Source organism: Amorphoplanes friuliensis DSM 7358 (assembly GCF_000494755.1).
GTDB classification, from domain to species: Bacteria; Actinomycetota; Actinomycetes; order Mycobacteriales; family Micromonosporaceae; genus Actinoplanes; species Actinoplanes friuliensis.
Window position 1 is genome coordinate 493,208 of sequence record NC_022657.1, and the last position, 25,177, is coordinate 518,384.

The window sequence follows — 25,177 nt, forward strand, 5'->3', positions numbered from 1 at the left end:
ACACCGATGCGATCACCTCGCGTAGACGCGACCATCTTCGGCGCGGCCCCGCTGCTCGCCCTGGCCCTCGGCGGTGTGCCCACCGAACGGATCACCGAGGGTGCCACCACGCCGATCACCCCGGACGAGCTGCCACTGCTGATCGGGGAGTGGCTCAACCCCGACCACACCGTCCGGCTGCGCCTGTCCGCGGACTGGTCGTTCGAGGGCCGCGTCGAGGGACGGGACCGCGGCGCCAAGGGCACCTACCGGCCCGACGGCGCCGGCCTGGTGCTGCGTGACGTCTCCGGCCTGCGTACGGCGGTGGCGGTCGCCGAGGACGTCCTCGAGATGGCCGGACACCAGCTCTTCCGGGCCTGAGAAATGTCGGTGGTTGATGCCATGCTGACCGCGTGATCGATTGGCTCTCCAGCGTCGCCTTCACCACGTTCGGCGTGGGCACCACCTGGGCCGAGGTGCTCGGCTTCGCGACCGGCCTGGTCAACGTGGGTCTGCTGGTGCGTCAGCACATCCTCAACTGGCCAGTCGGCATCCTCAACGTCCTGCTGCTGATGCTCGTCTTCTGGTCCGCGGGCCTCTATGCCGACGCCGGCCTGCAGATCGTCTACGTGATCCTGGGCTTCTACGGCTGGTGGGCCTGGCTCTACGGCGGCGCGCGCCACACCCGCCTGGTGGTCCGCAGCACGACCCGTCACGAGTGGCTGCTGCTGGCGGTCGCCGGTGTGCTGCTGACCGGCGTGATGTGGTTCTTCCTCGACCGTTTCACCGGTTCGACGGTCCCGCTCGCCGACGCGGTCACCACCGCGCTGTCGTTGCTGGCGACCTACGGCCAGACCCGCAAGCTGGTCGAGAGCTGGTGGCTGTGGATCGCCGCCGACCTGATCTACATCCCGCTCTACGGATACAAGGACCTCTGGCTGACGGCGATCCTCTACGTCGCCTTCCTCATCCTGTGCATCCTGGGCCTGCGGGCCTGGCGAGCCGCGGAGCGCGCATGACCTGGGGTCACGGGCTGATCGTCGGCAAGTTCTATCCGCCGCACGCCGGGCACCACGCGCTGATCGACGCGGCGGCCGCGGCCTGCGAGCGGGTCACCGTCGTCGTGGCGCCCTCCTCACACGAGTCGGTGCCGCTCGACCTGCGGCTCGCCTGGTTGCGCGAGACACACACGGCCAACGTCCGCTTCGTCGGTGTGCACGACGACCATCCCGTCGACTACGCCGATCCTGCAGTCTGGGACCTCCACGTGGCCGTCTTCCGGGCCGCGGCCGGCCCTGGCCCGGTCGACGCCGTCTTCTCCTCGGAGGCCTACGGCGAGGAACTGGCCCGGCGGTTCAGCGCGGAGGCGGTCACCGTCGACCTCGACCGGATCAAGGTCCCCGTCTCCGGTACGGCGGTGCGCGCCGATCCGGTCGCTCACTGGGACCTGCTCGGGCCGGGCGTGCGGAGCTGGCTGTGCCGCCGCGTCATCGTTGTCGGCGCCGAGTCGTCCGGGACCACCACGATGGCCCGCGCCCTGGCCCGGCACTACCGCACCAGGGGCGGCGTCTGGGCGCAGACGCGCTGGGTGCCGGAGTTCGGACGCGAGCTGACGGTCCGCAAGCTCGACGCGCTGCGGCGGTCCCGCCCGGAGGCCACGGTCGACGAGGTGGTCTGGGGCAGGGACGACTTCATGACGGTGGCCGACGAGCAGAGCGCAGCGGAGGACTGGGCGGCCCGCGAGAGCTCACCCCTCGTCATCGGCGACACGGACGCGCTGGCCACGACCATCTGGGAGGAGCGCTACCTCGGCAGTGGCTCCGCCGCCGTCCGCGAGCGGGTGCGCCCGCCGTCCCTCTACCTCCTCACCGATCACGAGCAGGTGCCGTTCGTCGACGACGGGTTGCGCGACGGTGAGGCCGTGCGGGCCTGGATGACCGGGCGCTTCCGTGAGGTTCTGGCTGCTCAGGGCGTACCGTGGCGGGTTTTGACCGGGAGTTATGGGGACCGGCTGCGCGCCGCGGTGGCCGCCTGTGACGAGGTGCTCGCGTCGGGGTGGTCTTTTGCGCCTCCCCTAAGCCATTCCTGATCGGGGCCGAAGGAGGGTGCATGCGGCTCATGAAGCTCCTGCTCCCGCTGCTCGCCCTGCCGGTCGCGCTCGGCGGCTGCAGCATGCTCGGACTCGACTCGGCGACCGGCACACCCGGCTCGTCCGCGAGCGCGACGCCGGAGTCCGGCGACAACTGGCTGGTCGTCGCCAACGGCAGCGCCACCCCCAGCCCGGTGCCGTCGCCCGGCAAATCACGACCGCCGGTGCTGCCGCCGGTGAAATTCCTGCCTGTCGACCCGGGCTGCGCCAAGGACTGGACCGTGGCCAAGCCGCTCATCCCGCTCGAGGTCGTGCCCGGTGCGGGCAAGCTGACCGTGACCTGGCCCCGGCAGTACAACTCCGACTACCGGATCACCGCGGTGAAGCAGCCGCTGATCTTCGGCAAACAGCCCGACTACCCGTGGCAGGCCGTCGCGGCCGGTTCCGGCTGCACGGTCACCGCCACGATCAGCGGGCTCAAGAAGGGCACGCCCTACATCGTCTGGCTCGACGCGCCGAACACCGGCCACGAGCTGGACGGGACGCGCCATCCGTACAGCGGTCGCTCCGGGGTGGTCTACCCGCTGTGAAGGTTTAAGCTGCAACCATGACCACGATGCCCGCCGCGTTCATCGGCCACGGCAACCCGATGAACGCGCTCGAGACCAACCGCTACACGAGCGCGTGGCGGTCCTTCGGCGCCTCGGTGCCCCGGCCGCGGGCGATCCTCGTGGTGTCGGCCCACTGGTACATCAACGCCACCGCCGTCACGGCGATGCCGCGACCGCGCACGATCCACGACTTCTTCGGCTTCCCGCAGCAGCTCTTCGACGTCGACTATCCGGCGCCGGGCCTGCCGGCGCTGGCCGAGGAGGTCAGCGACATCGTCAAGCCGACCTGGGTCGGCGCCGACATCGACTCGTGGGGCATCGACCACGGCACCTGGTCGGTGCTGGTGCACGCGTTCCCGGACGCCGACATCCCGGTCACCCAGCTCTCCATCAACGCCGACAAGGGCTTCGACTACCACCTCGAGCTCGGCGCCAAGCTCGCCCCGCTGCGGGACTCCGGCGTCCTGATCCTCGGCAGCGGCAACGTCGTCCACAACCTCGGCGGCGTGAACAGGAACATGCCCGACGACGGCTTCGACTGGGCCCAGCGCTTCGACTCCGACGCCAAGGAGACGATGCTCGACGACCCGCTGAACGCCGCCCGCCTCGACGCCCACCGCGACTTCCGGCACGCCGTCCCGACCCCGGACCACTTCCTGCCGCTGCTCTACCTGGCCGGCCTGGCCGGAGCAAGCCACGAAGGCGCGGACGTGCTGGTCGACGGGTACGCCTACGGCAGCCTGTCGATGACGGCGTACACCCTCGGGATGCCCGCCGCCGCGCAGACCACGGGTGGCAGCGCTGCGGCGATCCCGGACGGGCTGCCCGCCGACGGCGTCAACATCTAAGCCGCCACCTCGTAGCAGATCTCCAGGCCGTCCTCGTCGTCCCACTGCTCGCCGACCTTCGTGAAGCCGTACTGCATCGCCAGGTTGAAGGACGCGATGTTGTCCGGCCGGATGCTCACGCGGACACGCCGCACCTCCGGCTCAGCCACCGCCCGGGCCAGCAGCACCTCCAGAGCGGCCCGCGCGTAACCCTGGCGTCTCTGCCCGGGATCAACCGCGTAGCCGATCTCCACCAGGCCGCTCGCATCCGGCTTCGCGTGAAAACCGGCCCGCCCCACGGCGATCTCCCTGTCCACGTCCCAGATCACGCCGGTGACCCAGGCCGCCTCGGCCGGATCCAGCTGCACCTGACCGAGGCGCCGCGTCCACACGCCGTGGCACTCCGGCCCGGCCAGAAACGCAGACAGCCGCACCGGACTCACCGCCTCGGCCCCCGCCAGATCCCCCCGCGCCAACGCCGCAAAAACCGCCCCACCCAACTGCACAACCCGTACGCGCTGCGGCACTGCTCGGCTTTCCCTCATGCGGCCGTGGTGTTGCGGCCGCTCCATTTGGCGGCGTAGAGGCGGTCGTCGGCGGCTCGGAAGAGGGCGTCGCCGGTGAGGGCAGGGGACCAGGTGGCGACGCCGATGCTGACGGTGAGGCGGGCCTCGGGGAGGATCGTGGCTGCGGCGACGGCCGTGCGGATGCGTTCGGCGACGTCGCGGCCGGCTGTGCTGTCGCCGCGGAGGAAGACCACGAACTCGTCGCCGGCGTAGCGGACCGCTTCGTCGCCGGTGCGGCAGTGGGCGCGCAGGATCGTGGCGACTTCGCGGAGGGCGCGGTCGCCGGCGCTGTGGGAGTACGCGTCGTTGACGGCCTTGAAGTGGTCGACGTCGATCAGGAGCAGTGTCAGGGGCCCGCGGTCGCGTCCGGCGTCCACGGTGTCGAGGAGCAGGTCGAACTTGCGGCGGTTGCCGAGGCCGGTCAGCGGGTCGAGCATGACCTCGTGTTCGGCCCGGGCGCGGGCGGCTTCGGCTTCCTCGCGCTGGCCGGCCTGGCGGAGCATCGCCAGGCGCTGGAGTCGCAGGCGCCACAGCTCGCGCACCTGTCCCTCGACCGTTTCGAAGAGGTCGCGGCTGGACTGGCCGTTGTCGAGTTCCAGGGCGGTCAGTGCCAGTTCGAAGCGGATGATCGGGCGTTCGTCGGGCCGGCAGCCGTGTTCGCTCAGGTCGCGGGCGGCGATGAACTCGCGGCGGGCCTCGTGGAGCAGGCCGTGGGCGCGCAGGCTGATGCCGAGGGCCAGGTGGGCCATCCGGGCGTACTGGTAGGTCTCGCCGGTGCGCAGCGGCAGCACCGCTTCCCGGGCCAGTTTTTCGGCGACCGTCGTCTCGCCGAGTTTGGCCAGGGCCAGGGCGTGCACGGCCATGACCTGCAGGTCGGGCTGGTCGTCGAGGCGGCTGCGGGTGATCTCGGCGCTGCGGCGCAGGCGGCTGCGGGACTCCTCGGAGCGGCCGACGTGGGCCAGGCGCAGACCCCAGTAGAGCAGTGTCACCGCGTGGACCAGGTCGAACGACGTCGAGCGGTTCGGGGAGTCGTCCGCGCAGAGCTGGTCGTACGCGATCGCCGCGGTCTCGTACATCTCGGCGACGGTGGCGGCTTCGGCGAACGAGCACATCGCGGACCGGTGCCGGTCGGTGCCCGCGGGTCCGGCGTTCAGCAGTACGCCGGCGCGGGCGAGGTTGCGCATGCAGTCGACGTAGTGGCCGCGCAGCAGGTGGAGCTGGGCGAGGTCGCAGAGGGTCTTGGCCTCGTTGAGCAGCGATCCCGCGGTGCGCAGGAGTTCCTCGCCCAGCATCGTCGCCTCGACGTACCGGCCCATGGCCAGGAGGGCGTACATCTTGCCCTGGGTGAGGAGGCGGATCGTCTTCTCGTCGCGGACGGTACGGGCGATGACCAGGAACGCATCGGCCGCCGTGATCGCCTCGTGGGGCTGCCCGGTGTTGGCGAGCCGGTGCACCTGCCGGGCGAGCAGGTGCAGCGGACCGTACGCGGTCACGGGCACGGGCAGCCGGTCGCCCCGCGAGATCCAGTCCGCCATGACCCCAAGTATCAGCCGTTTACTTCTCAAGTAAATGGCCGCGTCCGGATGGCCGGACTTTTCCAGATAGTTGGAGTTTTTACGAAGATGCCCCGTACGCCGTCCGAAAGTGCAGGTGAACGACGGCGGGACGGCCGCACATCGGATCAGGGGAATGGAGTGGTGGATGGCTACGAAGAGCAGTGCCAAGGAGCGTCGCAGGAGTCGTCGGCGGGCGGCCATCGTCCTCGTACCGACCGTTGCGGGCGTGTTCGTCGCCGGCACCGCCTTCGCGTACTGGACCACGTCCGGCACGGGTACCGGTTCCGGTACGTCGGGCACCTCCGATGTTGTCACCGTGTCGCAGACCAGCACCGTGACCGGTCTGGTGCCCGGAGGGGCGGCGCAGGCCATCAACTTCAAGATCAATAACCCGAAGTCGACGAAGCAGTACATCTCCAGCGTCGATATTCAGGTCGGGAGCATCATCAGCAACGTGACGAGCCTGACCGCCGTGGGCTGCTCGGCTGCTGACTTCGACATCCGTCAGCCCGACGCGCTCGACACCGACCTCGACCCCGGCGACACCTTCTTCACGACAAAAAACGCGACGATCGCCATGAAAAACACGAACTACAACCAGAACGGCTGCAAGAACGTCACTCTGAGCCTCAACCTCACCGCAGCCTGACGCGGTCGGCGGCAGCACGCCTCGGGCGTGCTGCCGCCGTACCCGTCGCTGTAGATGATCAAGGAAGGAGGCCGGTGGTGAAGCGCGCCATGATCGCGGGTGCCGTGCTGTCGCTGCTCGCCTCCGGCGCTGCCTACGGCTACTGGGGCACGATGGGGACGGGCTCCGGCTCGGCGCAGACCGGAACCGCCGCACCGCTCACGCTCACCCCCGGCACGCCCACCACGCGTCTCTACCCCGGCGGCAGCGCGGATGTCGCGGTCACCGTCACCAACCCCAACCCGTACGCGGTCAGAGTCGGCCGTCTGGCCCTCGACACCGCCCAGGGCACCGGCGGGTTTGCCGTTGACGCCGGCCATGCCGCCTGCGGTGTCGCGTCGCTCGCCTTCGCGACCCAGAGCAACGGCGGTGACGGCTGGACCATCCCGGCCAACGGCGCACTCAGCCTGCAGCTCGCCGGGGCGCTGACCATGACGACCGCCGCCGCCAACGCCTGCCAGGGCGCCACCTTCTCCGTCTACCTGGCCACCGACCGCGATGCCTACGCCGCGGTCCGGAACACGTCCGGGCTGGTCAGCTACTGGCGGCTGGGCGCGGATCCCGATGTGGCGGACAACTTCACCGGTACGCCCGCAACCGCCCTGCCCGCCCACACCGGTACGGTCGCGACGAGCTGGACGACCTTCGCCGGCACCGACCCGGTGCTCTCCGCCGCGAACCGTGTCCGCCGCAGCGTCCCGGGCTGGTCGCTGGTCCACTCCGGTACGGCGCCGGCAAGCGCCGACTACACCGTCGAGGCCGACGTGTACGCCGCGACGCTCGTTGCCGGCGACTCGATCGGTGTGGTGGGCCGGCTCAACACGTCGACCAGCAGTTACTACTCCGCGCGGTACCGGATGTCCGACCAGTCCTGGCACCTGTACCGGACAGCCGGCGGCACGAACACCAGTCTCGCTTCCGCGGGTGCGACACTCAGCGCCGGTCAGACGTACCGGGTCCGGCTGGATCTGGCCGGCACCACCCTGACGCTGTCGATCGACGGGATGGTGGTGGCCACGGCCACCGATGCGACCCTGGCCGCGACCGGTCGTGCCGGGCTGCAGCTGGGCGAGAACGGTGTCAACGCCGCCGTCTCGGACAGCACGGGGCTGCACGCCGACAACTTCAGGGTCTTCCGGAACTCCGGCTCGGCCGCGTCCGACAGCGCGGGTGCCAACTCCGGCGCCTATCTCGGCTCGGTCGTCCAGAACGAGCCGGGTGCCCTGGCCGGTGACCTGAACGCCGCGGTTGTCCTCAACGGCTCCACCGGTGCGATGCGGGTGGCGCCGGCGACGGGCCTGCCGGTCGGCGCGGCCTCCCGGTCGGTCGAGATCTGGTTCAAACGCAGCGGTACGACCGACGCGGCGCTGTTCTCCTACGGGTCGGCGAGTGCCGCCAAGCTCTTCGCGGCCCGGCTGACGTCGGCGAACAACCTCCGGGTCTGGGGTTTCGCCCTGGACCGCGACTTCACGCTGCCCTACCCGACCAGCGACAACGTCTGGCATCACGTGGTTGTCACCTACGACGGCGGTGTGCTGCGGGTCTACCTCGACGGCACCGGCCTGACACCGCTGACCGCCACGCTGGACACCACTGTGGACGGCTCGGGCTTCACGGTCGGGTCGGCCACCGGCGCCTACTTCTTCGGTGGATCACTCGACGAGGTCGCCGTCTACAGCCAGGTGCTGTCCCCGGCGACGATCACGGACCACTACCGCGCCGGCCGCGGCACCTAGGACCGCAACTGTCCTGTTTGCGCCACCCTGAGCAACCGCGTATGTGCGTATGGTGAATTTATGGCGTATGCCGCGGGTGGCCGGCGCAGAGCCCTGTCGTGGGCCCTGGCGATCGAACTGCTGCTCGCCGGTGTGGCCATCGGCGCCGGTGTGCTGCGGCACGATCCCCTCGGGCCGGATTACGTCAACATCGCCGACGTGACCGCGCGACCTGCGGTGGCCGGCACCGGGTCCTTCACCTGGGACTGTGGTCGCAACGAGCGCGGTCACCGCAACACCGCCAACGTCGTGGTGACACCGGGGAAGGCCGGCCCGGCGCACCACGTGCACGACTATGTCGGCAACCTCTCGGTCGACGTCGGCTCGACGGTGAAGTCGCTGGCTGAAGGCAACACCAGCTGCGCGAACGGTGATCGGTCGACCTATTACTGGCCGGTGCTGCGTCTTGCCGGCGGGGCGGTGCAGGTGCCCGTGTCGCTGACGCTGACCTACTACGGCAACGTCCGCAGTCCGGTGGTCGAGATGCCCCGGCTGCTGCGGGGTGCGGTCGGTGACGCGTACGCCTTCACCAACGGTGGTGCCCGCGCCGAACCCGTCTGGAGCTGCTCCGGAAGCCCGGACCGGCGTACGACCCGCTATCCGATCTGCCCCGGTGGTGAACGGGTGCTGCGGGTCTTCGACTTCCCGAGCTGCTGGGACGGCCGCCGCACCGACAGCAGTGATCACCGTGCGCATCTGGTCTTCCCCCAGCCCGGCGGTGGTTGTCCGATCTCGACGTTCGCGGTGCCGCGCCTCGAGATCGTCGTCGCGTACGCCATCGGCAAGGGCACCCGGTACCGGATCGACGCTTTCCACGCGCAGCGGCACAGTCCGCTCACCGATCACGCGTTTTTTGTCAATCTGATGCCGGGTGCCCTGATGCGCGAGATCGTGCGGTGCCTGAACACCGGGCAGATCTGTCAGTAGCCGTCGCCGGTCGGGGCGTCGTCCTCCGGCGGGGTCTCGCTGTCGTTGCCACCCGTGCCACCGGCGGACTCGGGCAGGTCTCCGGTCTTGCCACCCTTGGGGTCGATCGCGAACCAGGTCCCCTTGACACCCTGGCCGTTGATGTCGCCGGCCTTCTTGTCCTTGGCGAAGTAGTACACGGGCCAGCCGTTGATCGTGACCTGGCAGGTGCCGTCGGCGCGTTCGACGTACCCGAGGATCTTGGGGTTGAGGCCCTGCGGGAAGATCTTGCCCGGTGACTTGATCAGCAGCGGCGGCCAGGCCTTGGCGCAGTCGCCGTTGCAGGTGGCCTCCGGCGGCTTGTTGGAGTCCTCGTCGAAGCGGTAGAGCGTGCGGCCGGCGCCGTCAGTGACGTAGGTACCGATGATCTTGTTTTCGGCCGTGTTGAGCTCGACGGTCTTGCTGCCCTTGCGGATGCTCTTCGGCGGCGTGATGTCCTCGTCGGACGCTCCACTGAAGATCTTCACCCACTTCTGGGTCTTGGCCACGGTCGGCTCGGGAATGGGCGCGGCCTCCGGTTCGGGCTCCTCGGCCCGCTCCTCGGCCTCGGCCGCGAGCTTCTCGGTGTCGATGGCCGGCTCCGGCACGCCGGTCGGGTCGGCCGTGGGCTCGGCCGGCGCGTCGTCGGCGGCGACGTAGTTGACGGCGGTGGGCAGGTCGGTGCGTGCACACGCGGCGAGACCAAGAGCGCTGGTCAGTGCCACTGCGGCGAAGACGGTTCGGCTGCGCTTCATGATTCCCCCTGTGAGTGAGCCGGTACGCCATCCACACGCGTCGCTTCCCGATCCGGTTCAGGAGAAAATTCATCTGAACCGATTCCCGCACCCCCTCGTGTGTGTGGAGTCAGACCGACGAAACGGGGGTCGAGGGTGGCCGGGCACGCGCTCCGTCCGGCCAGCCTCGGCGAAAGATCCGCCGTCACCGGGGGGAAGAGATGCCGGGGTTGAGACTCCAACGTCGCCGGGAGGTGGCCGATGAAGCACTGGTCAGATCCCTGTTCCAGGAACACGGGGCGGCGATGCTCGCTTACGCGACACAGCTGACGCGGGACCGTGCCGCAGCCGAGGACGTCGTCCAGGAGGCGCTCGTCCGGGCCTGGCGGCATCCCGACAGCCTGGTGAACGGCAAGGGTTCGGTGCGCGGGTGGCTGCTCACGGTCGTCCGCAACATCGTCACCGACCAGGTCCGGGCCCGCAGAGCCCGGGCGACCGAGGTCCGGGAGACCCCGGTCGAGACCGCGATCGAGGGCGACCACGCCGAGCAGGTGGTCAACTCGGTGGTGGTGGTCGACGCACTCAGCCGGCTCTCCACCGAACATCGCGAGGTGCTCGAGCAGGTCTACCTGCTCGGCAGCACGGTCGCGGAAGCGGCCAAGGCACTGGGCATTCCGCCCGGGACGGTCAAGTCGCGGTCCTTCTACGCCCTCCGGGCACTACGCGAGCTCCGGTCGCTGAGCGCCGCCGGAACGGAACGGTCTGCCTCATGAACACCAATCACGTGGACCTCGCCGGTTACCTGACGAAGTCGCTGGACGCGGAGCAGATCAGGCAGGTCGAGGAGCACCTCGCCGGCTGCGCCGAGTGCCGGGCCGAGGTGGAATCCCTGCAGGAGTGGACGATGGCACTCGAGGCCGTGCCCGAGGCGATGCTGCTGGACGGGCCGCCCGAGGGCGGTGACCTGCTGTTGCAGCGCACGCTGCGGCAGATCCGTGACGAGTCCTCCGGGAGGCGTCATCGGCGGAACGCACTGGTAGGTGTGGCCGCGGCCGTGGTGGTCGCCGCGGCGATCGCCTCCGGAGCCGCGGTCGGCCGCCTGTCGGTGGACCCGGCGGCGCCGGTCGCGCTGCCCACGCCGGTCGCGTCCGAACCGACGACGATCCCGGGGACGAAGACGGCGACCGCTGTCGACGCCGGCACCGGGGCACGCATCACCGTGGCGGTGGCGCCGGCGCCCGGCTGGGTCCGGATCAAGGCCGCCGTGGTCGGCATCCCGGCCGGTGAGCGCTGCCGGCTCGAGGTGATCGGCAAGGACGGCACGACCGTCCTCGCGGGCAGCTGGGTGGTGTCCGACAAGGGCGCCGCCGAGGGAACCACGTTGGACGGAAGCGCACTCGTGCCGCCGGACCAGGTCAGCTCGGTCCGGGTCGTGACCGAGGCCGGGAAGCAGTACACCAGCGTCGACGTCTGACCGCGGAGCTCGAGCCGGGGACGGTTTGCCCAGGACCGTCCCCGGCTCGTCAGGTCAGCCCCAGGGCGCGTGAACGATCTTCTCCACCTCGATGGTCAGCACCAGCCGGACCTGGTCACGGCCGCCGAACCACGGGTACGGCCCGCCGAGGTACTTCTGGGCGAGCTCCTCGATGCTCTCGGCGCCGCCCTTGTCGGTGATGTCGACAACACGGCCGCGGACGGAGAAGTAGTTCGAGACGTTCTCCGGGTCGGCGATCGTGACTGCCACCCGCGGGTCACGCTCGACATTCTTGACCTTGCGAAAGCCCTCGACGGTGTTGAGCAGGATGTGCTCACCGTCGGTGCCCACCCAGGTCTGGGTCAGCTGCGGTGAACCGTCGGGCATGGTCGTGGCGATGAAGCAGGGGCTGGGCTTGCGGAGCAGTTCCAGCAGGGCGGCGGGCAGATCGGTCATGACAAATACTGTACGGTACCGTTTCGTACACAAGTCAAGGAGCGGGAGACGTGACGAGCGCCCTACGCGGACACGCACGCGAGGAGGCGATCCTGGCCGCCGCCGTCGAGCTGGTGGCCGAGATCGGGTACGACCGGGTCAGCATGGACGCGATCGCCGCCCGCGCCCGCGCCTCCAAGGCCACGATCTACCGCAAGTGGCCGGGCAAGGCGCCGCTCATCGCCGAAGCCGTCCGCCGCACCGCCGAAGCCGTTCCGCCGCAGGCCACGAACACCGGCACGGTGCGCGGAGACCTTCTCGCCTCGGTCGCCGCGATCACCCGCGCCCTGACCGGGCACACCGGCCCGTCGATCATCGGCCTGACGCAGGCCCTCCGCGAGGACAGAACCCTGCGTGATCTCGTACGCGCCCAGATCGCCGACCGCAGCATCGCCCAGGGCGCCCTGATCGCGGGCAGCGCCGCCGGGCGGGGTGAGCAGGTGGACGCGGCCCGGGTCGCGCGCGTGCTCGACTTGGCCGTGGCCCAGCTCTTCCTCACCACGCTGCTCGGCGGCGCCCCACCGACCACCGCCGACCAGTCCGCGCTGGTCGACGAGGTGTTGCTACCGCTGCTCTCGCACGGCGGACCGGGTCAGCCGCACAGGGCCAGGGTGCGGGACGCGTAGGCGCCGAGGTCGCCGGCCAGGTAGGGATGCGACGGTCGGTGCCGCCGGCCGCCCCCGCGGACAGCTCCGCGCGCACCCGGGCGCCGGCCTCGGATCCTTCGATCCGGGCCGCCGCGATCGCACCGGCCCAGCGGACGACGGCCCGCTCGTCAGGCGGTGGGGAGTCCCGCTTCCTGCCAGGCTTTGAAGCCGCCGTCGAGGTCGGTGGCGCGGAGCAGGCCGAGGTCCTGCAGGGCGGCCGCGGCCAGGCTGCTCGTGTATCCCTCCTGGCAGGTCACGATCACCTCGAGGTCGTACCGGGTGAAGGAGAGGCGGGCGTCGCTGCGGGGATCGAGGCGCCATTCGAGGACGTTGCGTTCGATGACGATCGCGCCGGGGATCTCGCCGTGTTCGGCACGCTGGGCGGCCGGGCGGATGTCGACCAGGACCGCGCCGCGGGCCAGGGCACGGTACGTCTCGTGGGGGCCGACGCGGGTGAGGCGGGCGCGCGCGGCGGACAGCAGCTGGTCGATGCCCTGGGAGCCTTCGGGTGCGGTGGGCAGCAGTGTCGTGGTCACCACTGGGCCCCCGCCCGCTCGACGGTCACGACGTCCAGGCCGGCGGCGCCGATGCGGTACCGGGTCATGGTGCTCAGGGCCGGCCCGTACGCGTGGATGCTGATCGCGGGGCGGTTCGAGCGGTTCGTGATGCGGTGGATGTGCCGGGTGCCGAAGCGGCGGCCGGCGCCCTCGCCCAGCTCGCGGGCGGTGATCCGGGGGAGTCCGTCGGGGCTGGTCGCGACGGTGTCCTCGGTCAGGGTGCCGGAGTGGATGTAGAACGCGCCGGCCGAGCCGCCGTGGTCGTGCAGGTCGGTGCCCTGGCCCGGGAGCCAGGTCAGCAGCCACACCTCGTGGTCGGGCTCCTGCGCCAGGCGGTGGTACCAGCGGTCGGCGGCGTTGTACCGGGGTGCGACCGGCCAGGAGTCCGGATCGGCGGCATACCGGGTGGCCGTGGCGAGATGGTCGAGGCGGATGTCGACGACGGTCACTGCTGCTCCTCGCTTTGCATATATTGCCTATCAGTTCTATAGGTTTACAGCCACAGTACGGCCGGGAGCGGACGACGCGCGGAGAGAACCTGGAAACCGGCGCTCAGGCCGGTGGAATTACCCGAAGGGGGCGCAGAAAGCGCAGATCAGCGGGGACAGCGCGCGCTGGCGCAGCGCGCCAGGTCGATGACCCGGCGGGCTGTGAGAGGGATGCCCTGCCGCTGCATGCGCCCATCGTCGTCGGGCCGGACGGGCAAAATCAAACGTGTACCAACATGCGGGAACGGCGATCAGGAGAGGCTGGCGAGGATCAGTTCGAGGTACGCCTCGTTGCTCGTCCAGTCCTGGTCCCGGGTCGTCCACTGCACCAGGTACGTGCGGTCCGGAGCCATCGACAGCAGGACCCGGCGCTCGTGGCGGCGTACGGGCTCGCCGGGCGGCTGCCAGGTGAACTCCCAGTCGGCGCCGCCCTGCTTCTGTGTCAGTGTCGTCATGGCAACGCGGGTGTACCCGGGCAGCGAGCGTTCGGTCAGTGCCGTCTGCTCCTGGTCCTGCCAGTAGGCCAGTGCTGTGCCGGTGAGCCGGGCCGTGGCGTCGACGCGGAACGAGCGGCTGCCACCCGGGTCGCGGAAGCAGGCGGTCGTACCGTCCTGTGACCGGGTCCAGCCCTGCGGCACCGCGACGTCGAAGCCGTTCGGGTCGGAGTGCCAGAGCCAGCCGGCCGGTACGGCGTACCCCCGGTTGTCGGTCGTGCCGGAGACGGCCTGGCCTCCCGCGGCGCAGACCGCGGCCATCGCCGAGACCGCGTCGGCGCTCGGGGTGGTGCCCGGGAAGGAGCCGGGCCGCACGTCGAGCGCCAAGGCCGTGCCGGTGGTGCCGACGAGCAGGACGGCCGCGGCCAGGAGAGCGATCTTGGTGCTGCGGGCGATCCGGCGCCGTGCGGGCCGGGCCGGGATGGACCGGCCCAGCGCGGAGGCGATGGCGGCCGCGGTGCCCGGCCGCGGGATGTGCATCGGGAAGACCCCGACCGCGCGGTCGGCCACGCGCCGCAACCGGTCCTCGGCGTCCTCGGCCGTCATCCGCTTCGCGGGATCCTTCACCAGGAGACCGTCGATGATCGGGGTGAGCGGTCCGGGATGCTGGGCGCCGTCCGGACGCTCCTGCTTGGTCAGTGCGGTCAGCGAAGCCGTCGCCGTGCCGCGCTGGAACGGCGCCCGGCCCTCGACGGCGGCGTAGAGCATCGCGCCGAAGGACCAGAGGTCGGAGGCGGGGCTGGACTCGACACCGCTCAGGCGCTCGGGTGCGACGAAGTGCGGGGAGCCGAGCAGGGGCTCGGGTCCCTGGTCGATGCCCTCGAGCTTGGCCAGGCCGAAGTCCGTCAGAACGACCCGGCCGTCCGTGGCCAGGAGAACGTTGTGCGGCTTGACGTCGCGGTGCAGCACTCCGGCGGCGTGGGCCACGCGCAGGGCGCCGAGGACGTTCAGGCCGATGCGGGCGACCTCGCGGTGCGGCAGCGGGCCGTTCTCGCGGACGACGTCCTGCAGCGAGCGCGATTCGACGTACTCCATGACGATCCAGGAGCGGTCGGGGCGCCACACCACGTCGAAGACGCCGACGACTCCGGGGTGGTCGAGCCGGGCGGTGGCCCGCGCTTCGCGCATCGTGGTGAGCTGGAGGTCGAGCAGCTCGGACGTGCTGACGTCGGTGGGCGTACCGATCTCCTTGACAGCGACGCGGCGGCGCAGCAACTCGTCATCGGCGAGCCAGACCCGCCCCATGCCGCCGGCGCCGATCACTTCGAGCAGCCGGTAGCGGCCGCCGACCAGATCCTGCGCTGCGTTCATACGGGGGGATTCGGCGCCGTGGATGCCGCGGATGGGCCAGGATCGTTTTATGGTCGTTGCTAGGTTGGCGCGCGTGAAGATCCGGTATCTCCTCCATAACGCTTACGGCACCGGCGGAACGATTCGAACCGTGGTGAATCAGGCTAATTCGCTCTGCGCCGACCACGACGTCGAGATCGCCAGCGTGTACCGCAGCGCCGAAGTGCCGATCTTCGCCGTCGATCCCCGGGTGCGCCTGGTGCCGCTGACGAACCTGCGCGGGGACGGCCGGGTGTGGACCGATCCGCCCGAGCGCAAGCGCCGCCGCCTGCCGCACAAGACACGCCGGTTCGCCAACCGCCTGCCGCACGGCAACGACTTCCGCTACAAGCGCTGGGACCCGCTGGTCGACCTGGCGATCCTGCGGTACCTCTGGGCGGCGAAGGACGGTGTGCTGGTCACCACGCGCCCGGGGCTCAACCTCTTCTCCGCGTGGTTCGCGCCGCGGCGGCTGGTCCGGGTCGCCCAGGACCACATGAACTTCGACCACTACAAGCCTGCGCTGCGCGCGGCGATCCTGAAGGCGTACCCGAGGCTCGACGCCGTGGCGGTGCTGACCGAGCACGACCGGGAGACCTACCGCGCCGGGCTCGACGGCACCGGCGTACGCCTCGAGCGGATCCCCAACGGCATCCCGCCCTGGCCGCTGCCGCCCGCCGAGCTGACGTCGAAGGTGCTCGTCGCCGCCGGCCGCCTCGTCCCGCAGAAGGGCTTCGACCTGCTGATCGACGCCTTCGCCCGCGTGCACGCGAAGCACCCGGACTGGCAACTGCGCATCTTCGGTACGGGCGCGAAGCACAAGCGCCTGGCCGCGCAGATCGACGAACTCGGTCTCGAGGGCGGTGTGGAGCTCCGCGGCCTCGACAAGCGGCTGGACGAGCAGCTGTCGCAGGCGTCGATCTACGTGCTCAGCTCCCGCTTCGAGGGGCTGCCGATGGTGCTGCTCGAGGCGGCCGCCGCCGGGGTGCCCGCGGTGGCGTTCGACTGCCCGACCGGTCCGGCCGAGGTCATCGCGGACGGCAAGGACGGGTTGCTGATCCCGCCGGAGGACGTCGAAGCGCTGGCCGAGGGCATCTGCCGGCTCATCGAGCACCCCGACGACCGCCGGGCGATGGGCGCAGCGGCCCGGGAGCGCAGCTACCGCCACTCGATGCTCACGGTCAGGCAGGAGTGGGAGCGGCTCTTCACCGAGCTCAGCACCAGCCGCGGCGCTTCGCCCAGCTGAGCACCTATGCGGACAGGGTCACCGCAACCGGGGCAGATGTGTTTGATCGCAAATGGAGAAATGCGCGGTTGCGGCCGATCATTTTCTGCCCCGGATATAACGCTCCTCGTCGGCAAGATCACCGTTACGGCCTAATTGATCAACAATGTCGATCGCCGGTTGAAGATCATTAACCGGGAGCGGCCGGATCGAACGGCCGAGCCCGCCCCGGTCCGAGGTCGGCAAAGCCCTGACTGCGCCACAAAGGACGATTTGCCACCCTCGTCCGCGTGCTGCGGAGCCCTGGCGGCGCCCTTGTTCGGTGCAGCAGACCCGAAAGAGCCTCGCGCCGGTTAGCTTCTTTCAGAACAGTCCTCGAAAATATGCCCCACAGCGACTGCGTGAACACGCACCGTCGACCACTTTGGGCGTTCGTTCACCGGATCGGCCCATCGACTCCACCGTTCAGGCGGAAAGGCCGCTCGACCCGCGCGTTCGGTATTCAGAACGTTATATGGTCCCTCTGCCGCTGAGGACCGGTGTTTGAGACTCCCCTCTCACACCGACCTTCGAGCCCCCGATGAACGAGGACGGACACGTGTCGAACTCACGCCGCGGTTTGCTCGCCGCCGGCCTAGCCGCCGCCGTAGTCGGCTCCATGGGGGTCGTCTGGACCCTGAACGCCAACGCTGACGAGACGACCCAGGCCGCCGAGACGCCCGCAGCGGCCGAGGCGCCGGTCGCCGAGCCCGCAGCCGAGCCCGTCCCGGTGCCGCCGGCGGTGCTCCCCTGGGGCGAGCGGCCCCGCAAGCTCACACGTGGCAAGGCCGGCGCCAGCAGTGCCGCCGTCGCCGCCGCCGGTGCGGACGCAGCGCCCGCGGACAAGAGCGGTTCGATGGTTCCCGAGCCGGAGTTCGCCCCCAAGGGCCGCAGCTCCCGGGGCAACACCCTCAAGTCGATGAGGACGACGATCGTGCCGCCGGCGCCGCCCACCACGGGCAAGGCTGCCGCCGCGACCGAGGTCTACTTCCACTACGCGGTCGGCACCCAGACCGCCGAGGCCGACGGCACCTGGGCCAACCTGACCGTCCACAAGCCCAAGCTGGCCGACGGCGATTACCACACGCTGGCCGAGCTGGCGGTGCAGTCCGCCGACGGCCGCCAGATCGTCGAGGTCGGCTGGAACATCGACCGCAAGGTCAACGGCGACTCCGACCCGCACCTGTTCGTCTACTACTGGAAGGACCGCGAGCCCTCCTGCTACAACGCCTGCGGCTTCCAGATGTACAGCAAGACGGTCAAGCCCGGTGACACCCTGCCGGTGGGCACCCAGAAGCGGTTCGGCATCCAGCACTCCGGCTCGGTCTGGTGGATCGCGTACGACTCCGAGTGGATCGGCTTCTTCCCGGACAGCCTCTGGGACGGCAAGTACACCAAGGCCGGACTGATCCAGTGGTTCGGTGAGGTCGCCTCCCCGAAGAAGAAGCCCTGCAGCGAGATGGGCAACGGGGCGCCCCTCCTGCCCGAGCAGAAGGACTACTTCGCGCGGATCGGCAGCATCACCCTCACCAACGGCCCCGAGGTCAAGTTCGAGCCGCGGTCGACGAGCCCGTACTACTCGGCGGCCATGTCGGGCGACTACACCTTCCAGTACGGCGGTCCCTACGACGCCGACACCGAGGACGCGAAGAAGCTGCCCCTCAAGTGTTGATCGCTCAGCGCTGAAGACGCCCGGTCCCCGTCGTGGGACCGGGCGTTTTTTGTGCGTACTGAACCGGCGGGCCGCCGGCGGGGTACAACGATGCGGTGGGACGACGAGGGGGCAGCGGATGAGGCGACGGGTGAGTCCCGACGAGGAGCTGATGACCGCGCTCTACACCGAGCACTATGCGGTGCTGCTCAGCTTCATCTCCCGATATGTGCAGGATCGGCACAAGGCCGAGGACCTCGTGCAGGAGACCTTGCTGCGCGCCTGGCGGCACATCGACCACCTGGAGCCGGACCCCGGGCGTACGCGTTCCTACCTGCTCACCATCGCCCGGAACGTCGTCACGAATGCCTGGCGGGCCGAACAGCGCCGCCCCCACCTGGTCGCGGACGAGGGTGTCGTCGAGTCCGTACCGTCCGCCGACAACGTCGACCAGCTGGTCGAGGGCTGGCTGGTCGCCGAGGCGCTGGAACGGCTCTCCGACGACCACCGGGCCGTCGTCCAGGCCATGTACTACGAAGGGCAGACGGTGGCCGACGCGGCACGCAAGCTGTCGGTGCCCGAGGGCACGGTCAAGTCGCGCGCCTACTACGCGGTGCGGGCGCTGCGGCAGGCGTTCGAGGAGATGGGGGTGCTGCGATGAGCGCCGACCACGACGACCTGCGCCGGCTGCTCGGCGGATATCTGCTGGGCGGTCTCGACGACACCGACACCGACCGCCTCGACGCACACCTGCTCCACTGCGACGAGTGCCGCGCCGAACTCGACCGGCTCGCCCCCGTACCGGAGCTGCTCCGGTCTTTGGAGAATGCCCCGCCGGTTGCTGTCGCGGCCGGCACCAGGCCGAGCCCTGCGCGGATCGAGAGCCTGCTGGGCCGGATGCGCGCCGAACGCACCCGGGACCGCCGCCGCACCCTCGGCCGCCGGCTGGCTGCTGTCGCCGCGGCGGTGCTGCTCGTGGCCGGTGCGGTGGGCTTCATCGTCAGCCGCGACCAGGACGAGACTCCCGTTCCGCCGCCGATCGCGGCAGCGCCGAGCCAGCCGCTGATCACCGCCGTTTTTGAACCGTCCGACGGAAGCGGTCTGGCCGGCCAGGCCGTCCTCACCGGCAAGACCTGGGGTGTCTCCATCGACCTGCAGGTCTCCAAGCTGTCGGGTGCCGGCCCGTTCGTCTGCCGGGTCAGCAACGCCGACGGCCAGGTCGAACAGGCCGCGATCTGGGGCCCGACCCCGAGCGGCAACGCCAAGGTCACCGGGGCCAGCTCGATCCAGCTCCGCAACGTCAGTGCCGTCGCAGTGGCCGACACCGAGGGCCACGTGCTCGGCACGGCCCACCTCAACTGAATCATCGGGAACCCCCGGGCATGCTGCCGCGTGTACCAGGCATGGGAGTTCTGCCGGTGGCGGTCGACGACGATGCGGCGCCCGGCCACGGGGACCCGGAACCGGAAGCCTTCGAGGCTTTCTACCGGGCCAACGTGGACCGGGTCTTTCGCGCGCTCGCGGTGACGCTGCGCCACGACGAGCTGGCCCGGGAAGCCGTGGACGAGGCGATGGCCAGGGCTTACGCCAAATGGCCGACGGTCCGACACCTCGACAACCCCGCCGGGTGGGTCTTCCGGGTCGGCCTCAACTGGGCCACCTCGTGGTGGCGGAAGGTCCGCCGCGAACGCCCGCCCGCCGCCGACACGGCGTCGCCCTTGGCCCCACCGTCGGACAGCGCACTGGCGGCCCGTGATGCTCTGGCGCAGCTGCCGACACCGCAGCGTGCGGTGGTCACCTGCCGCATCCTGCTCGACCTGACAACCGCCGAGACGGCTGTGGCCCTCGGCCTCAGTGAAGGCACCGTCAAGAGCCGGCTGTCCCGGGGGCTGGCCGTGCTGCGTACCGCGCTGGGAGAGAAGGAATGACCATGCGGGTGGAGACGGCGATCCGGGCGGCGGCGCAGGCGACGGGTGGTTATCCGGGGAGCCTCGACGACGTCTACCGGCGCGTCCGCGACCGGCGCCGGCGTCGCCGAACGGCTGCCGGGGCCTGCGCCGGCGTGGTGGTTGTGCTGCTCGGGATCGGGGTGTCGGTGAACCGCGCGGCTGAGCCGGCTCCGCCTCCCGCGGCTGTCCCCGACGTGGCCGTGGCCCAGCGGCTCATGCTCGACGGCGCAGCCGGTTCCTACACGGGTGCCGGAGGTGCCACGGTCTCCCTGGGCGAGGAGGACGCGGTCGGTGAACTCCTGCCGGACGGTCGCCTCGTCGCGCATCGGGTCGTGGGCGCCGACGCCTGGAACCACGTTGTCGGTACGCCCGACGGTCGTGTGGTGGCTATCGGCCCCCGCAATCTTGTCCGGGGTGTCCCCATGGCCCTGCGTGACCAACTGGTGGTCGTCGGCCCGACCGGAAGCACCGAAGTGATTCGCGAGGCGGGGCAGGCCGGTGCACCGCTCACCCTGGTCGGCGCGACCTCCACCACCGCGTACCTGTGGCGCCGCACCGGTCTGGTGGCGCACGACCTGTCGACCGGGAACGAGCTTGCACTCGTGCCGGCGGACCGGGTCGGAACGATCGTCGCCGCCGACGTGGCCGGTGATCGGCTGGCCGCGGTTCCCCGGTCCTCGAGGTGCCGGCCCACCGTGCTCGACACGAGCACCGACGATGTGGTCGCGTGGACGGACCTGTCCCCGCTGCGCTGCGACCGGGTGCTCGGTCTGCGGTTGTCTCCGGACGCGCGTTCCCTGGCCGTGGCCTACCAGGCGGACGATGGCCACCGGGTGGTGATCGTCAGCCTCGACGGCGGCAAGGTCCAGGCTGACCAGGAGATACCGACGGCGCCGAGGGTGGCGCTCGCGTGGCAGGACGATCGCAAGCTGCGCGTCGCGACCTTTGCCGCCGGCCCAGCTCAGCAGGTTCGGGCCTTCACGATCACGGCCGGGCCGTAGAGCGCACGATGCCGGAAGTGCACGCGCGGGAACGTGTGCAGGGGGCGGTCAGGGCCGGGCGGTGGGGCCGTAGAGCTTTTAGCGCTGGGCCTGGGGGAGGGAGCAGGCGGCGGTGCCGCCGGGCAGAAGGTGGCGGTGGCCCGCGACCCAGCGGTAGGCCGGCCAGGCCAGCAGGCCGACGGGCTTGAACTGCAGGGCCCGGCCGGGGACCTCCCAGAAGCGGCCGGCGTCGCGCAGCAGCAGCGCGATGGCGTCCGGGCCCGAGGCGACCGTGCCGTCGGGGCCGACCCACTGCACGGCTTCCTCGACCTGCTCGAGGGTGAGCCCGAGCCGGTCGAGGTCCGCGAACTGCCAGGGCACCACGGTCGCGTGTGACGGGATGCGGCGCTCGATGAACTGCGCGCAGGACGTGCAGAACGAGCAGTCGCCGTCGTACACGAAGGTGGGCTTTTGCATGGTCCTATCTTGTCAGGTCACGCGGCGGAACTTGACCAGGTACGTCTGGGCGACGACCACCACCGCGAGGAACGCACCGCTGATGACCTGCTGGTAGCTGCTGGGCACGTTGCCGACCTGGTTGATCATGTTTTGGATCACGCCGAGGAGGAGGACACCGGCGATGGTGCCGGCGATCGTGCCCGCGCCGCCGGTCAGGAGTGTGCCGCCGATGACAACGGCGGCGATCGCGTCGAGCTCCATGCCGGTGCCGAGAACCGTGACACCCGAGCCGAGCTTGGCGGCGTTGATCGCCCCGGCCAGACCGGCGAGCAGGCCGGACATCACATAGACCCAGACCTTGGTACGCCGGACGGCGATGCCCATCAGGCTCGCGGCGTCCTCGCTGCCGCCGATGGCGTAGACGGCGTGGCCGAAGCGGGTGCGGGACAGCAGCACCATGCCGAGCACGAAGATCACCACGACGAGCCAGACGGGGTAGCCGATGCCGAGGAACGAGCCGGTGCCGAAGCTGCGAAACGCGTCGCTCTCGACGAGGTAGGTGTTCGAGCCCTCGCTGCTGATCGCGCGCATCAGACCCCGCGCCCCCAGCAGGGCGGCCAGGGTCACGATGAACGGCGCCATCCGCGTGTACGCGATGAGCACACCGTTGATCACCCCGATGAGCCCACAGACCGCGAGCGGCGCGAGGACCGCGGGGACCAGACCCCACTGCGACGCGTACGCGGAGACGACCCCACCCAGCACGTAGAGCGAGCCGACCGACAGGTCGATCCCGCCGGTGATGATCACGAAGGTCATGCCCAGCGCGATGAGCGCGGGCGGTGCCGCCGCGATCAGGATCGTGCCGGCGTTGTCGAAGCTGCGGAAGTTGGGGAACGAGGCGGCCGCGATGAGGACGACCACGACGAGCACCGCGAGCGCACCCTGGCGCTGCACCAGGCCGACGATGCGGTCGGTGCGTTCGGCCCGGCGTTCGTCGGCGGCGACGGTGGCCGCGACCTCCGGATCCGTGACGATCTGGGTCACCGGGACTTCCTCTCTCGGGCGACGTACACGGCGATGAGGATGATGACGGCTTGCACCATCTCGGTCGTCGACGGCTGCAGGTTGTGCTTGATCATGGTGGCGACGACCAGCTGCATGAGCAGCGCGCCGGCGACGGTGCCGAGGACGCGGACCTTGCCGCCGGTGAGGGGTGTGCCGCCGACGACCACCGCGGTGATCGCGGAGAGCTCGATGAGCAGGCCGACCGCGGAGGCGTCACTGGACTGGATGCGGGCCACGGCGAGCAGACCGGCGATCGAGGCGAGCACCGAGCAGACCACGTAGACCGTGATCAGGACCCGCTTGACGGGTACGCCGGCCAGCTCGGTCGCGGGCCGGTTGCCACCGATCGCGAGCAGCCGGCGGCCGAAAACGGTGCGCCGCACCACGAACGCGACCACCAGCACCAGCAGGGCGGCGATCCAGACCAGCACCGGGATCCGGAGGAAGTCGCCGGAGCCGAGGTAGATCAGGTCGTCGTTGCGGACGTCCTTGAGCTGACCGTCGGAGATGACCAGGGCCAGGCCGCGCCCGCCGACGAACAACGCCAGCGTCGCGACGATGGGTTGCAACCCGACTCTGGCGACCAGCGTGCCGTTGATCAGGCCGACCAGCACCCCGGCGACCAGCGAGACGAGGATGGCCGCGATGACGCCGTACCCGAGGTAGAGCGGGATCAGGGCCGCGGCCAGCGCCATCACCGAGCCGACCGAGAGGTCGATGCCCTCGGTGCCGATGACCAGGGCCATGCCGAGCGCCACGATGACGATCGGTGCCACCTGGATCAGCTGGATCCGCAGGTTGCTCCAGGCCAGGAAGTTCGGTGTGAACAGCACGTTGTAGACCAGCAGCAGCGCGATCGCCACGTAGACGCCGTACGCCGGCAGCCATGCCTTGATCCGCGCCAGGTCGATGGCCGGGCGCGAGACCGTGGCCGTCGCCTCACTCATTGTTGTCCTCCAGCACTACTGCCGCCGCGGCGATCGTCTCGAGCAGGGCTTCGGTGGTGACGTTCTCGTTCAGCAGTTCGCCGACGACGGCGCCGTCGCGCAGCACCACGACGCGGTCGGCGCCCTCGATCAGTTCTTCCGCGTCGGAGGACACCAGCACCACGCCGAGTCCTTCCGAGGCGAGCTCGTCGATGAGCGACTGCACCTCGGCCTTGGCGCCGACGTCGATGCCGCGGGTGGGCTCGTCGAGCAGCAGGACCTTGGGCTGGGTGGCGAGCAGGCGGGCGAGCAGGACCTTCTGCTGGTTGCCGCCGGAGAGGTCGCCGACACGCTGGTCCGGGCTGGACGCCTTGATCTGCAGCCGGCTCATGTAGGTGCGGACGATCTCGTCGATCTTGCGGTCGGAGACCAGGCCGAACTTCGACAGCCGGGGCAGCACGGCGAGGGCGATGTTCTCGCGCACGGACAGGCCGGCGACGATGCCCTCGGCCTTGCGGTCCTCGGGCTGCACGGCGATGCCGGCCTTGACGGCCTGCACGGTGGTGGGCCGCTTGAGGTCCTTGCCGTCGACCTCGATGGTGCCGCTGTCGATCGGGTACGCCCCGCCGATCGCCTTGATCGTCTCGCTGCGACCGGCGCCGAGCAGCCCGCCCAGCCCGACGACCTCGCCGGGGCGTACGGAGAAGCTGACGTCGTGCAGCTTGTGGCGGCTGTTGAGGTCGGTCACCTTGAGGACGGGTGCGGCGTCCGCCTCGGTGGCGTGTTCGCCGGCAAAACCGGTGAAGCCCTCACGGCGTACGGCCGACATGTCGCGCCCGAGCATGAGCGAGACGAGCTGGATGCGTTCCAGGTCGGCGAGTTTGCCGGTGTGCACGAGCTTGCCGTCGCGCAGGATCGTGACGGTGTCGCAGATCTCGTAGAGCTCGTCGAGGCGGTGGCTGACGTAGACGATGCCGATGCCCTGGGCGTGCAGGTCGCGGATGACACCGAAGAGGGTCTGGACCTCGCGCGGCTCCAGCGACGAGGTGGGTTCGTCCATGATGACGACCTTGGCGTCGATCATCACGGCACGGGCCAGGGCCACCATCTGTTGTGCACCCAGGGCGAGCGTGCCGAGCTGCCGCCGGACGTCGGTCGTGACGCCGTAACGGACCAGGATCTCGCTCGCCTCGCGGTGCATGCGGGACTCGTCGAGCAGGCCGAACGCGGTGCGCGGCTCGCGGCCGAGGAAGAGGTTGTGCGCGACGCTCATCAGCGGGATGAGGTTGACCTCCTGGTAAATCGTGGAGATCCCCGCCCGCTGGGCGTCCATCGGTGTGCCGAACTGGGCGGGCTCGTCGCGGTAGCGCAACTCGCCGCCGTCCGGCTGGTAGACGCCGGTCAGCACCTTGATGAGAGTGGATTTACCGGCGCCGTTCTCACCGACCAGGGCGTGCACTTCGCCCGCCTGGAGAGTGAAGGAGACGTCGTCCAGGGCGCGGACGCCCGGGAACACCTTGGAAACATCGACGACTTCTAGCAGCGCCATGAACGCATTCACTCACTTCTCAACATAATCCGTCAAGACTTCGAACATAAAGTGGGCCGGGCGGCTTGTCGGCCGCC

At 70.1% G+C, this 25,177-nt stretch carries 28 protein-coding genes; 17 read left to right on the forward strand and 11 right to left on the reverse strand.

Annotated elements, in window-relative coordinates:
- Positions 1 to 6: 6 nt before the first annotated feature.
- The 5 genes from AFR_RS02365 to ygiD are packed head-to-tail and all read left to right on the forward strand — an operon-like array spanning position 7 to position 3,527.
- The gene (locus AFR_RS02365; RefSeq protein ID WP_023357694.1) at positions 7 to 360 is read left to right on the forward strand and encodes a hypothetical protein; all 354 of its coding nucleotides are present in this window, start codon (positions 7 to 9) and stop codon (positions 358 to 360) included.
- Positions 361 to 392: 32 nt separating this feature from the next.
- Positions 393 to 998 carry a nicotinamide riboside transporter PnuC gene (pnuC, locus tag AFR_RS02370; protein ID WP_023357695.1) on the forward strand — a complete coding sequence of 202 codons (606 nt, stop codon included), beginning with the start codon at positions 393 to 395 and terminating at the stop codon, positions 996 to 998.
- Positions 995 to 2,068, forward strand: a complete 1,074-nt coding sequence (locus tag AFR_RS02375) for an AAA family ATPase (RefSeq protein WP_023357696.1) — start codon at positions 995 to 997, stop codon at positions 2,066 to 2,068. The genes pnuC and AFR_RS02375 overlap by 4 nt, the downstream gene beginning before the upstream one ends.
- Positions 2,069 to 2,088: 20 nt before the next feature.
- Positions 2,089 to 2,658: a hypothetical protein gene (locus tag AFR_RS02380; protein WP_023357697.1), complete on the forward strand. Its 570-nt coding sequence runs from the start codon at positions 2,089 to 2,091 to the stop codon at positions 2,656 to 2,658.
- Positions 2,659 to 2,675: 17 nt separating this feature from the next.
- Entirely contained in the window at positions 2,676 to 3,527 is an 852-nt protein-coding gene (gene ygiD, locus AFR_RS02385) for a 4,5-DOPA-extradiol-dioxygenase (protein WP_023357698.1), read from the forward strand.
- Here ygiD and AFR_RS02390 read toward each other — a convergent pair.
- Positions 3,524 to 3,940 carry a GNAT family N-acetyltransferase gene (locus tag AFR_RS02390; protein WP_023357699.1) on the reverse strand — a complete coding sequence of 139 codons (417 nt, stop codon included), beginning with the start codon at positions 3,938 to 3,940 and terminating at the stop codon, positions 3,524 to 3,526. The genes ygiD and AFR_RS02390 overlap by 4 nt on opposite strands.
- Before the next feature lie 107 nt (positions 3,941 to 4,047).
- Complete coding sequence (locus tag AFR_RS02395; protein WP_023357700.1) at positions 4,048 to 5,607, reverse strand: GGDEF domain-containing protein; 1,560 nt, start codon at positions 5,605 to 5,607, stop codon at positions 4,048 to 4,050.
- 166 nt (positions 5,608 to 5,773) lie between these two features.
- Here AFR_RS02395 and AFR_RS02400 point away from each other — a divergent pair, with 166 nt between their 5' ends.
- The 3 genes from AFR_RS02400 to AFR_RS02410 all read left to right on the forward strand — a co-directional run bounded on the left by AFR_RS02400 (position 5,774) and on the right by AFR_RS02410 (position 9,018).
- Positions 5,774 to 6,277 carry a hypothetical protein gene (locus AFR_RS02400; protein WP_148307853.1) on the forward strand — a complete coding sequence of 168 codons (504 nt, stop codon included), beginning with the start codon at positions 5,774 to 5,776 and terminating at the stop codon, positions 6,275 to 6,277.
- A 74-nt stretch (positions 6,278 to 6,351) separates the two neighbouring features.
- Entirely contained in the window at positions 6,352 to 8,052 is a 1,701-nt protein-coding gene (locus tag AFR_RS46630; RefSeq protein ID WP_023357702.1) for a LamG domain-containing protein, read from the forward strand.
- A 60-nt stretch (positions 8,053 to 8,112) separates the two neighbouring features.
- On the forward strand, positions 8,113 to 9,018 hold the full coding sequence (locus AFR_RS02410) for a DUF1996 domain-containing protein (RefSeq protein WP_023357703.1): 906 nt from the start codon (positions 8,113 to 8,115) through the stop codon (positions 9,016 to 9,018).
- Here AFR_RS02410 and AFR_RS02415 read toward each other — a convergent pair.
- On the reverse strand, positions 9,012 to 9,791 hold the full coding sequence (locus AFR_RS02415) for a COG4315 family predicted lipoprotein (RefSeq protein ID WP_023357704.1): 780 nt from the start codon (positions 9,789 to 9,791) through the stop codon (positions 9,012 to 9,014). The genes AFR_RS02410 and AFR_RS02415 overlap by 7 nt on opposite strands.
- A gap of 248 nt (positions 9,792 to 10,039) precedes the next feature.
- Here AFR_RS02415 and AFR_RS02420 point away from each other — a divergent pair, with 248 nt between their 5' ends.
- Both AFR_RS02420 and AFR_RS02425 read left to right on the forward strand, forming a co-directional pair.
- A complete protein-coding gene (locus tag AFR_RS02420; protein ID WP_238547324.1) occupies positions 10,040 to 10,543 on the forward strand; it encodes a sigma-70 family RNA polymerase sigma factor in 504 nt (167 codons plus the stop codon).
- Positions 10,540 to 11,244 (forward strand): anti-sigma factor family protein, encoded by a 705-nt coding sequence (locus AFR_RS02425; protein ID WP_023357706.1) that lies wholly within the window; start codon positions 10,540 to 10,542, stop codon positions 11,242 to 11,244. Before AFR_RS02420 ends, AFR_RS02425 begins: the two co-directional genes overlap by 4 nt.
- Before the next feature lie 54 nt (positions 11,245 to 11,298).
- Here the strand turns inward: AFR_RS02425 and AFR_RS02430 are convergent, their stop codons facing one another.
- A complete protein-coding gene (locus tag AFR_RS02430) occupies positions 11,299 to 11,700 on the reverse strand; it encodes a PPOX class F420-dependent oxidoreductase (RefSeq protein WP_023357707.1) in 402 nt (133 codons plus the stop codon).
- A 50-nt stretch (positions 11,701 to 11,750) separates the two neighbouring features.
- On the opposite strand from AFR_RS02430, the gene AFR_RS02435 reads away from it, so the two are divergent.
- The gene (locus AFR_RS02435; RefSeq protein ID WP_023357708.1) at positions 11,751 to 12,365 is read left to right on the forward strand and encodes a TetR/AcrR family transcriptional regulator; all 615 of its coding nucleotides are present in this window, start codon (positions 11,751 to 11,753) and stop codon (positions 12,363 to 12,365) included.
- Between the two features lie 149 nt (positions 12,366 to 12,514).
- Here AFR_RS02435 and AFR_RS02440 read toward each other — a convergent pair whose 3' ends face one another.
- The 3 genes from AFR_RS02440 to AFR_RS02450 form a co-directional block, all read right to left on the reverse strand.
- Entirely contained in the window at positions 12,515 to 12,925 is a 411-nt protein-coding gene (locus AFR_RS02440) for a rhodanese-like domain-containing protein (protein ID WP_023357709.1), read from the reverse strand.
- Positions 12,919 to 13,392, reverse strand: a complete 474-nt coding sequence (locus AFR_RS02445; protein WP_023357710.1) for a cysteine dioxygenase — start codon at positions 13,390 to 13,392, stop codon at positions 12,919 to 12,921. The genes AFR_RS02440 and AFR_RS02445 overlap by 7 nt, the downstream gene beginning before the upstream one ends.
- Before the next feature lie 290 nt (positions 13,393 to 13,682).
- Positions 13,683 to 15,236 carry a serine/threonine-protein kinase gene (locus AFR_RS02450; protein ID WP_023357711.1) on the reverse strand — a complete coding sequence of 518 codons (1,554 nt, stop codon included), beginning with the start codon at positions 15,234 to 15,236 and terminating at the stop codon, positions 13,683 to 13,685.
- A 130-nt stretch (positions 15,237 to 15,366) separates the two neighbouring features.
- Here AFR_RS02450 and AFR_RS02455 point away from each other — a divergent pair, with 130 nt between their 5' ends.
- The 6 genes from AFR_RS02455 to AFR_RS02480 all read left to right on the forward strand — a co-directional run bounded on the left by AFR_RS02455 (position 15,367) and on the right by AFR_RS02480 (position 21,119).
- Complete coding sequence (locus AFR_RS02455) at positions 15,367 to 16,500, forward strand: glycosyltransferase family 4 protein (protein ID WP_238547225.1); 1,134 nt, start codon at positions 15,367 to 15,369, stop codon at positions 16,498 to 16,500.
- A gap of 637 nt (positions 16,501 to 17,137) precedes the next feature.
- Positions 17,138 to 18,190 (forward strand): neprosin family prolyl endopeptidase, encoded by a 1,053-nt coding sequence (locus AFR_RS02460; protein WP_238547226.1) that lies wholly within the window; start codon positions 17,138 to 17,140, stop codon positions 18,188 to 18,190.
- 118 nt (positions 18,191 to 18,308) lie between these two features.
- Positions 18,309 to 18,830, forward strand: a complete 522-nt coding sequence (locus AFR_RS02465; RefSeq protein WP_041840541.1) for a sigma-70 family RNA polymerase sigma factor — start codon at positions 18,309 to 18,311, stop codon at positions 18,828 to 18,830.
- Entirely contained in the window at positions 18,827 to 19,531 is a 705-nt protein-coding gene (locus AFR_RS02470) for a zf-HC2 domain-containing protein (RefSeq protein WP_023357715.1), read from the forward strand. Before AFR_RS02465 ends, AFR_RS02470 begins: the two co-directional genes overlap by 4 nt.
- A gap of 41 nt (positions 19,532 to 19,572) precedes the next feature.
- The gene (locus AFR_RS02475) at positions 19,573 to 20,097 is read left to right on the forward strand and encodes an RNA polymerase sigma factor (protein ID WP_052359299.1); all 525 of its coding nucleotides are present in this window, start codon (positions 19,573 to 19,575) and stop codon (positions 20,095 to 20,097) included.
- Positions 20,098 to 20,099: 2 nt separating this feature from the next.
- Positions 20,100 to 21,119 (forward strand): hypothetical protein, encoded by a 1,020-nt coding sequence (locus AFR_RS02480; protein WP_023357717.1) that lies wholly within the window; start codon positions 20,100 to 20,102, stop codon positions 21,117 to 21,119.
- Positions 21,120 to 21,197: 78 nt separating this feature from the next.
- Here AFR_RS02480 and AFR_RS02485 read toward each other — a convergent pair whose 3' ends face one another.
- The 4 genes from AFR_RS02485 to AFR_RS02500 are packed head-to-tail and all read right to left on the reverse strand — an operon-like array spanning position 21,198 to position 25,100.
- Entirely contained in the window at positions 21,198 to 21,575 is a 378-nt protein-coding gene (locus tag AFR_RS02485; protein ID WP_023357718.1) for a thiol-disulfide oxidoreductase DCC family protein, read from the reverse strand.
- A 12-nt stretch (positions 21,576 to 21,587) separates the two neighbouring features.
- Positions 21,588 to 22,604: an ABC transporter permease gene (locus tag AFR_RS02490; RefSeq protein WP_023357719.1), complete on the reverse strand. Its 1,017-nt coding sequence runs from the start codon at positions 22,602 to 22,604 to the stop codon at positions 21,588 to 21,590.
- Entirely contained in the window at positions 22,601 to 23,572 is a 972-nt protein-coding gene (locus AFR_RS02495; RefSeq protein WP_023357720.1) for an ABC transporter permease, read from the reverse strand. The genes AFR_RS02490 and AFR_RS02495 overlap by 4 nt, the downstream gene beginning before the upstream one ends.
- Positions 23,565 to 25,100 carry a sugar ABC transporter ATP-binding protein gene (locus tag AFR_RS02500; protein ID WP_023357721.1) on the reverse strand — a complete coding sequence of 512 codons (1,536 nt, stop codon included), beginning with the start codon at positions 25,098 to 25,100 and terminating at the stop codon, positions 23,565 to 23,567. Before AFR_RS02500 ends, AFR_RS02495 begins: the two co-directional genes overlap by 8 nt.
- Positions 25,101 to 25,177: the final 77 nt, after the last annotated feature.

Excerpts from the sequence above, each read along its gene's own strand:
- AFR_RS02395 (WP_023357700.1), bottom strand. The coding sequence starts at position 5,607 with ATGGCGGACTGGATCTCGCGGGGCGACCGGCTGCCCGTGCCCGTGACC.
- AFR_RS02480 (WP_023357717.1), top strand. The coding sequence starts at position 20,100 with ATGCGGGTGGAGACGGCGATCCGGGCGGCGGCGCAGGCGACGGGTGGT.
- AFR_RS02495 (WP_023357720.1), bottom strand. The coding sequence starts at position 23,572 with ATGAGTGAGGCGACGGCCACGGTCTCGCGCCCGGCCATCGACCTGGCG.
- AFR_RS02365 (WP_023357694.1), top strand. The coding sequence starts at position 7 with ATGCGATCACCTCGCGTAGACGCGACCATCTTCGGCGCGGCCCCGCTG.
- AFR_RS02460 (WP_238547226.1), top strand. The coding sequence starts at position 17,138 with ATGGGGGTCGTCTGGACCCTGAACGCCAACGCTGACGAGACGACCCAG.
- AFR_RS02380 (WP_023357697.1), top strand. The coding sequence starts at position 2,089 with ATGCGGCTCATGAAGCTCCTGCTCCCGCTGCTCGCCCTGCCGGTCGCG.
- AFR_RS02475 (WP_052359299.1), top strand. The coding sequence starts at position 19,573 with ATGGGAGTTCTGCCGGTGGCGGTCGACGACGATGCGGCGCCCGGCCAC.
- ygiD (WP_023357698.1), top strand. The coding sequence starts at position 2,676 with ATGACCACGATGCCCGCCGCGTTCATCGGCCACGGCAACCCGATGAAC.
- AFR_RS02430 (WP_023357707.1), bottom strand. The coding sequence starts at position 11,700 with ATGACCGATCTGCCCGCCGCCCTGCTGGAACTGCTCCGCAAGCCCAGC.
- AFR_RS02400 (WP_148307853.1), top strand. The coding sequence starts at position 5,774 with ATGGCTACGAAGAGCAGTGCCAAGGAGCGTCGCAGGAGTCGTCGGCGG.
- AFR_RS02375 (WP_023357696.1), top strand. The coding sequence starts at position 995 with ATGACCTGGGGTCACGGGCTGATCGTCGGCAAGTTCTATCCGCCGCAC.
- AFR_RS02500 (WP_023357721.1), bottom strand. The coding sequence starts at position 25,100 with ATGGCGCTGCTAGAAGTCGTCGATGTTTCCAAGGTGTTCCCGGGCGTC.
- AFR_RS02470 (WP_023357715.1), top strand. The coding sequence starts at position 18,827 with ATGAGCGCCGACCACGACGACCTGCGCCGGCTGCTCGGCGGATATCTG.
- AFR_RS02410 (WP_023357703.1), top strand. The coding sequence starts at position 8,113 with ATGGCGTATGCCGCGGGTGGCCGGCGCAGAGCCCTGTCGTGGGCCCTG.
- AFR_RS02425 (WP_023357706.1), top strand. The coding sequence starts at position 10,540 with ATGAACACCAATCACGTGGACCTCGCCGGTTACCTGACGAAGTCGCTG.
- AFR_RS02450 (WP_023357711.1), bottom strand. The coding sequence starts at position 15,236 with ATGAACGCAGCGCAGGATCTGGTCGGCGGCCGCTACCGGCTGCTCGAA.
- AFR_RS02485 (WP_023357718.1), bottom strand. The coding sequence starts at position 21,575 with ATGCAAAAGCCCACCTTCGTGTACGACGGCGACTGCTCGTTCTGCACG.
- AFR_RS02415 (WP_023357704.1), bottom strand. The coding sequence starts at position 9,791 with ATGAAGCGCAGCCGAACCGTCTTCGCCGCAGTGGCACTGACCAGCGCT.
- AFR_RS02465 (WP_041840541.1), top strand. The coding sequence starts at position 18,309 with ATGAGGCGACGGGTGAGTCCCGACGAGGAGCTGATGACCGCGCTCTAC.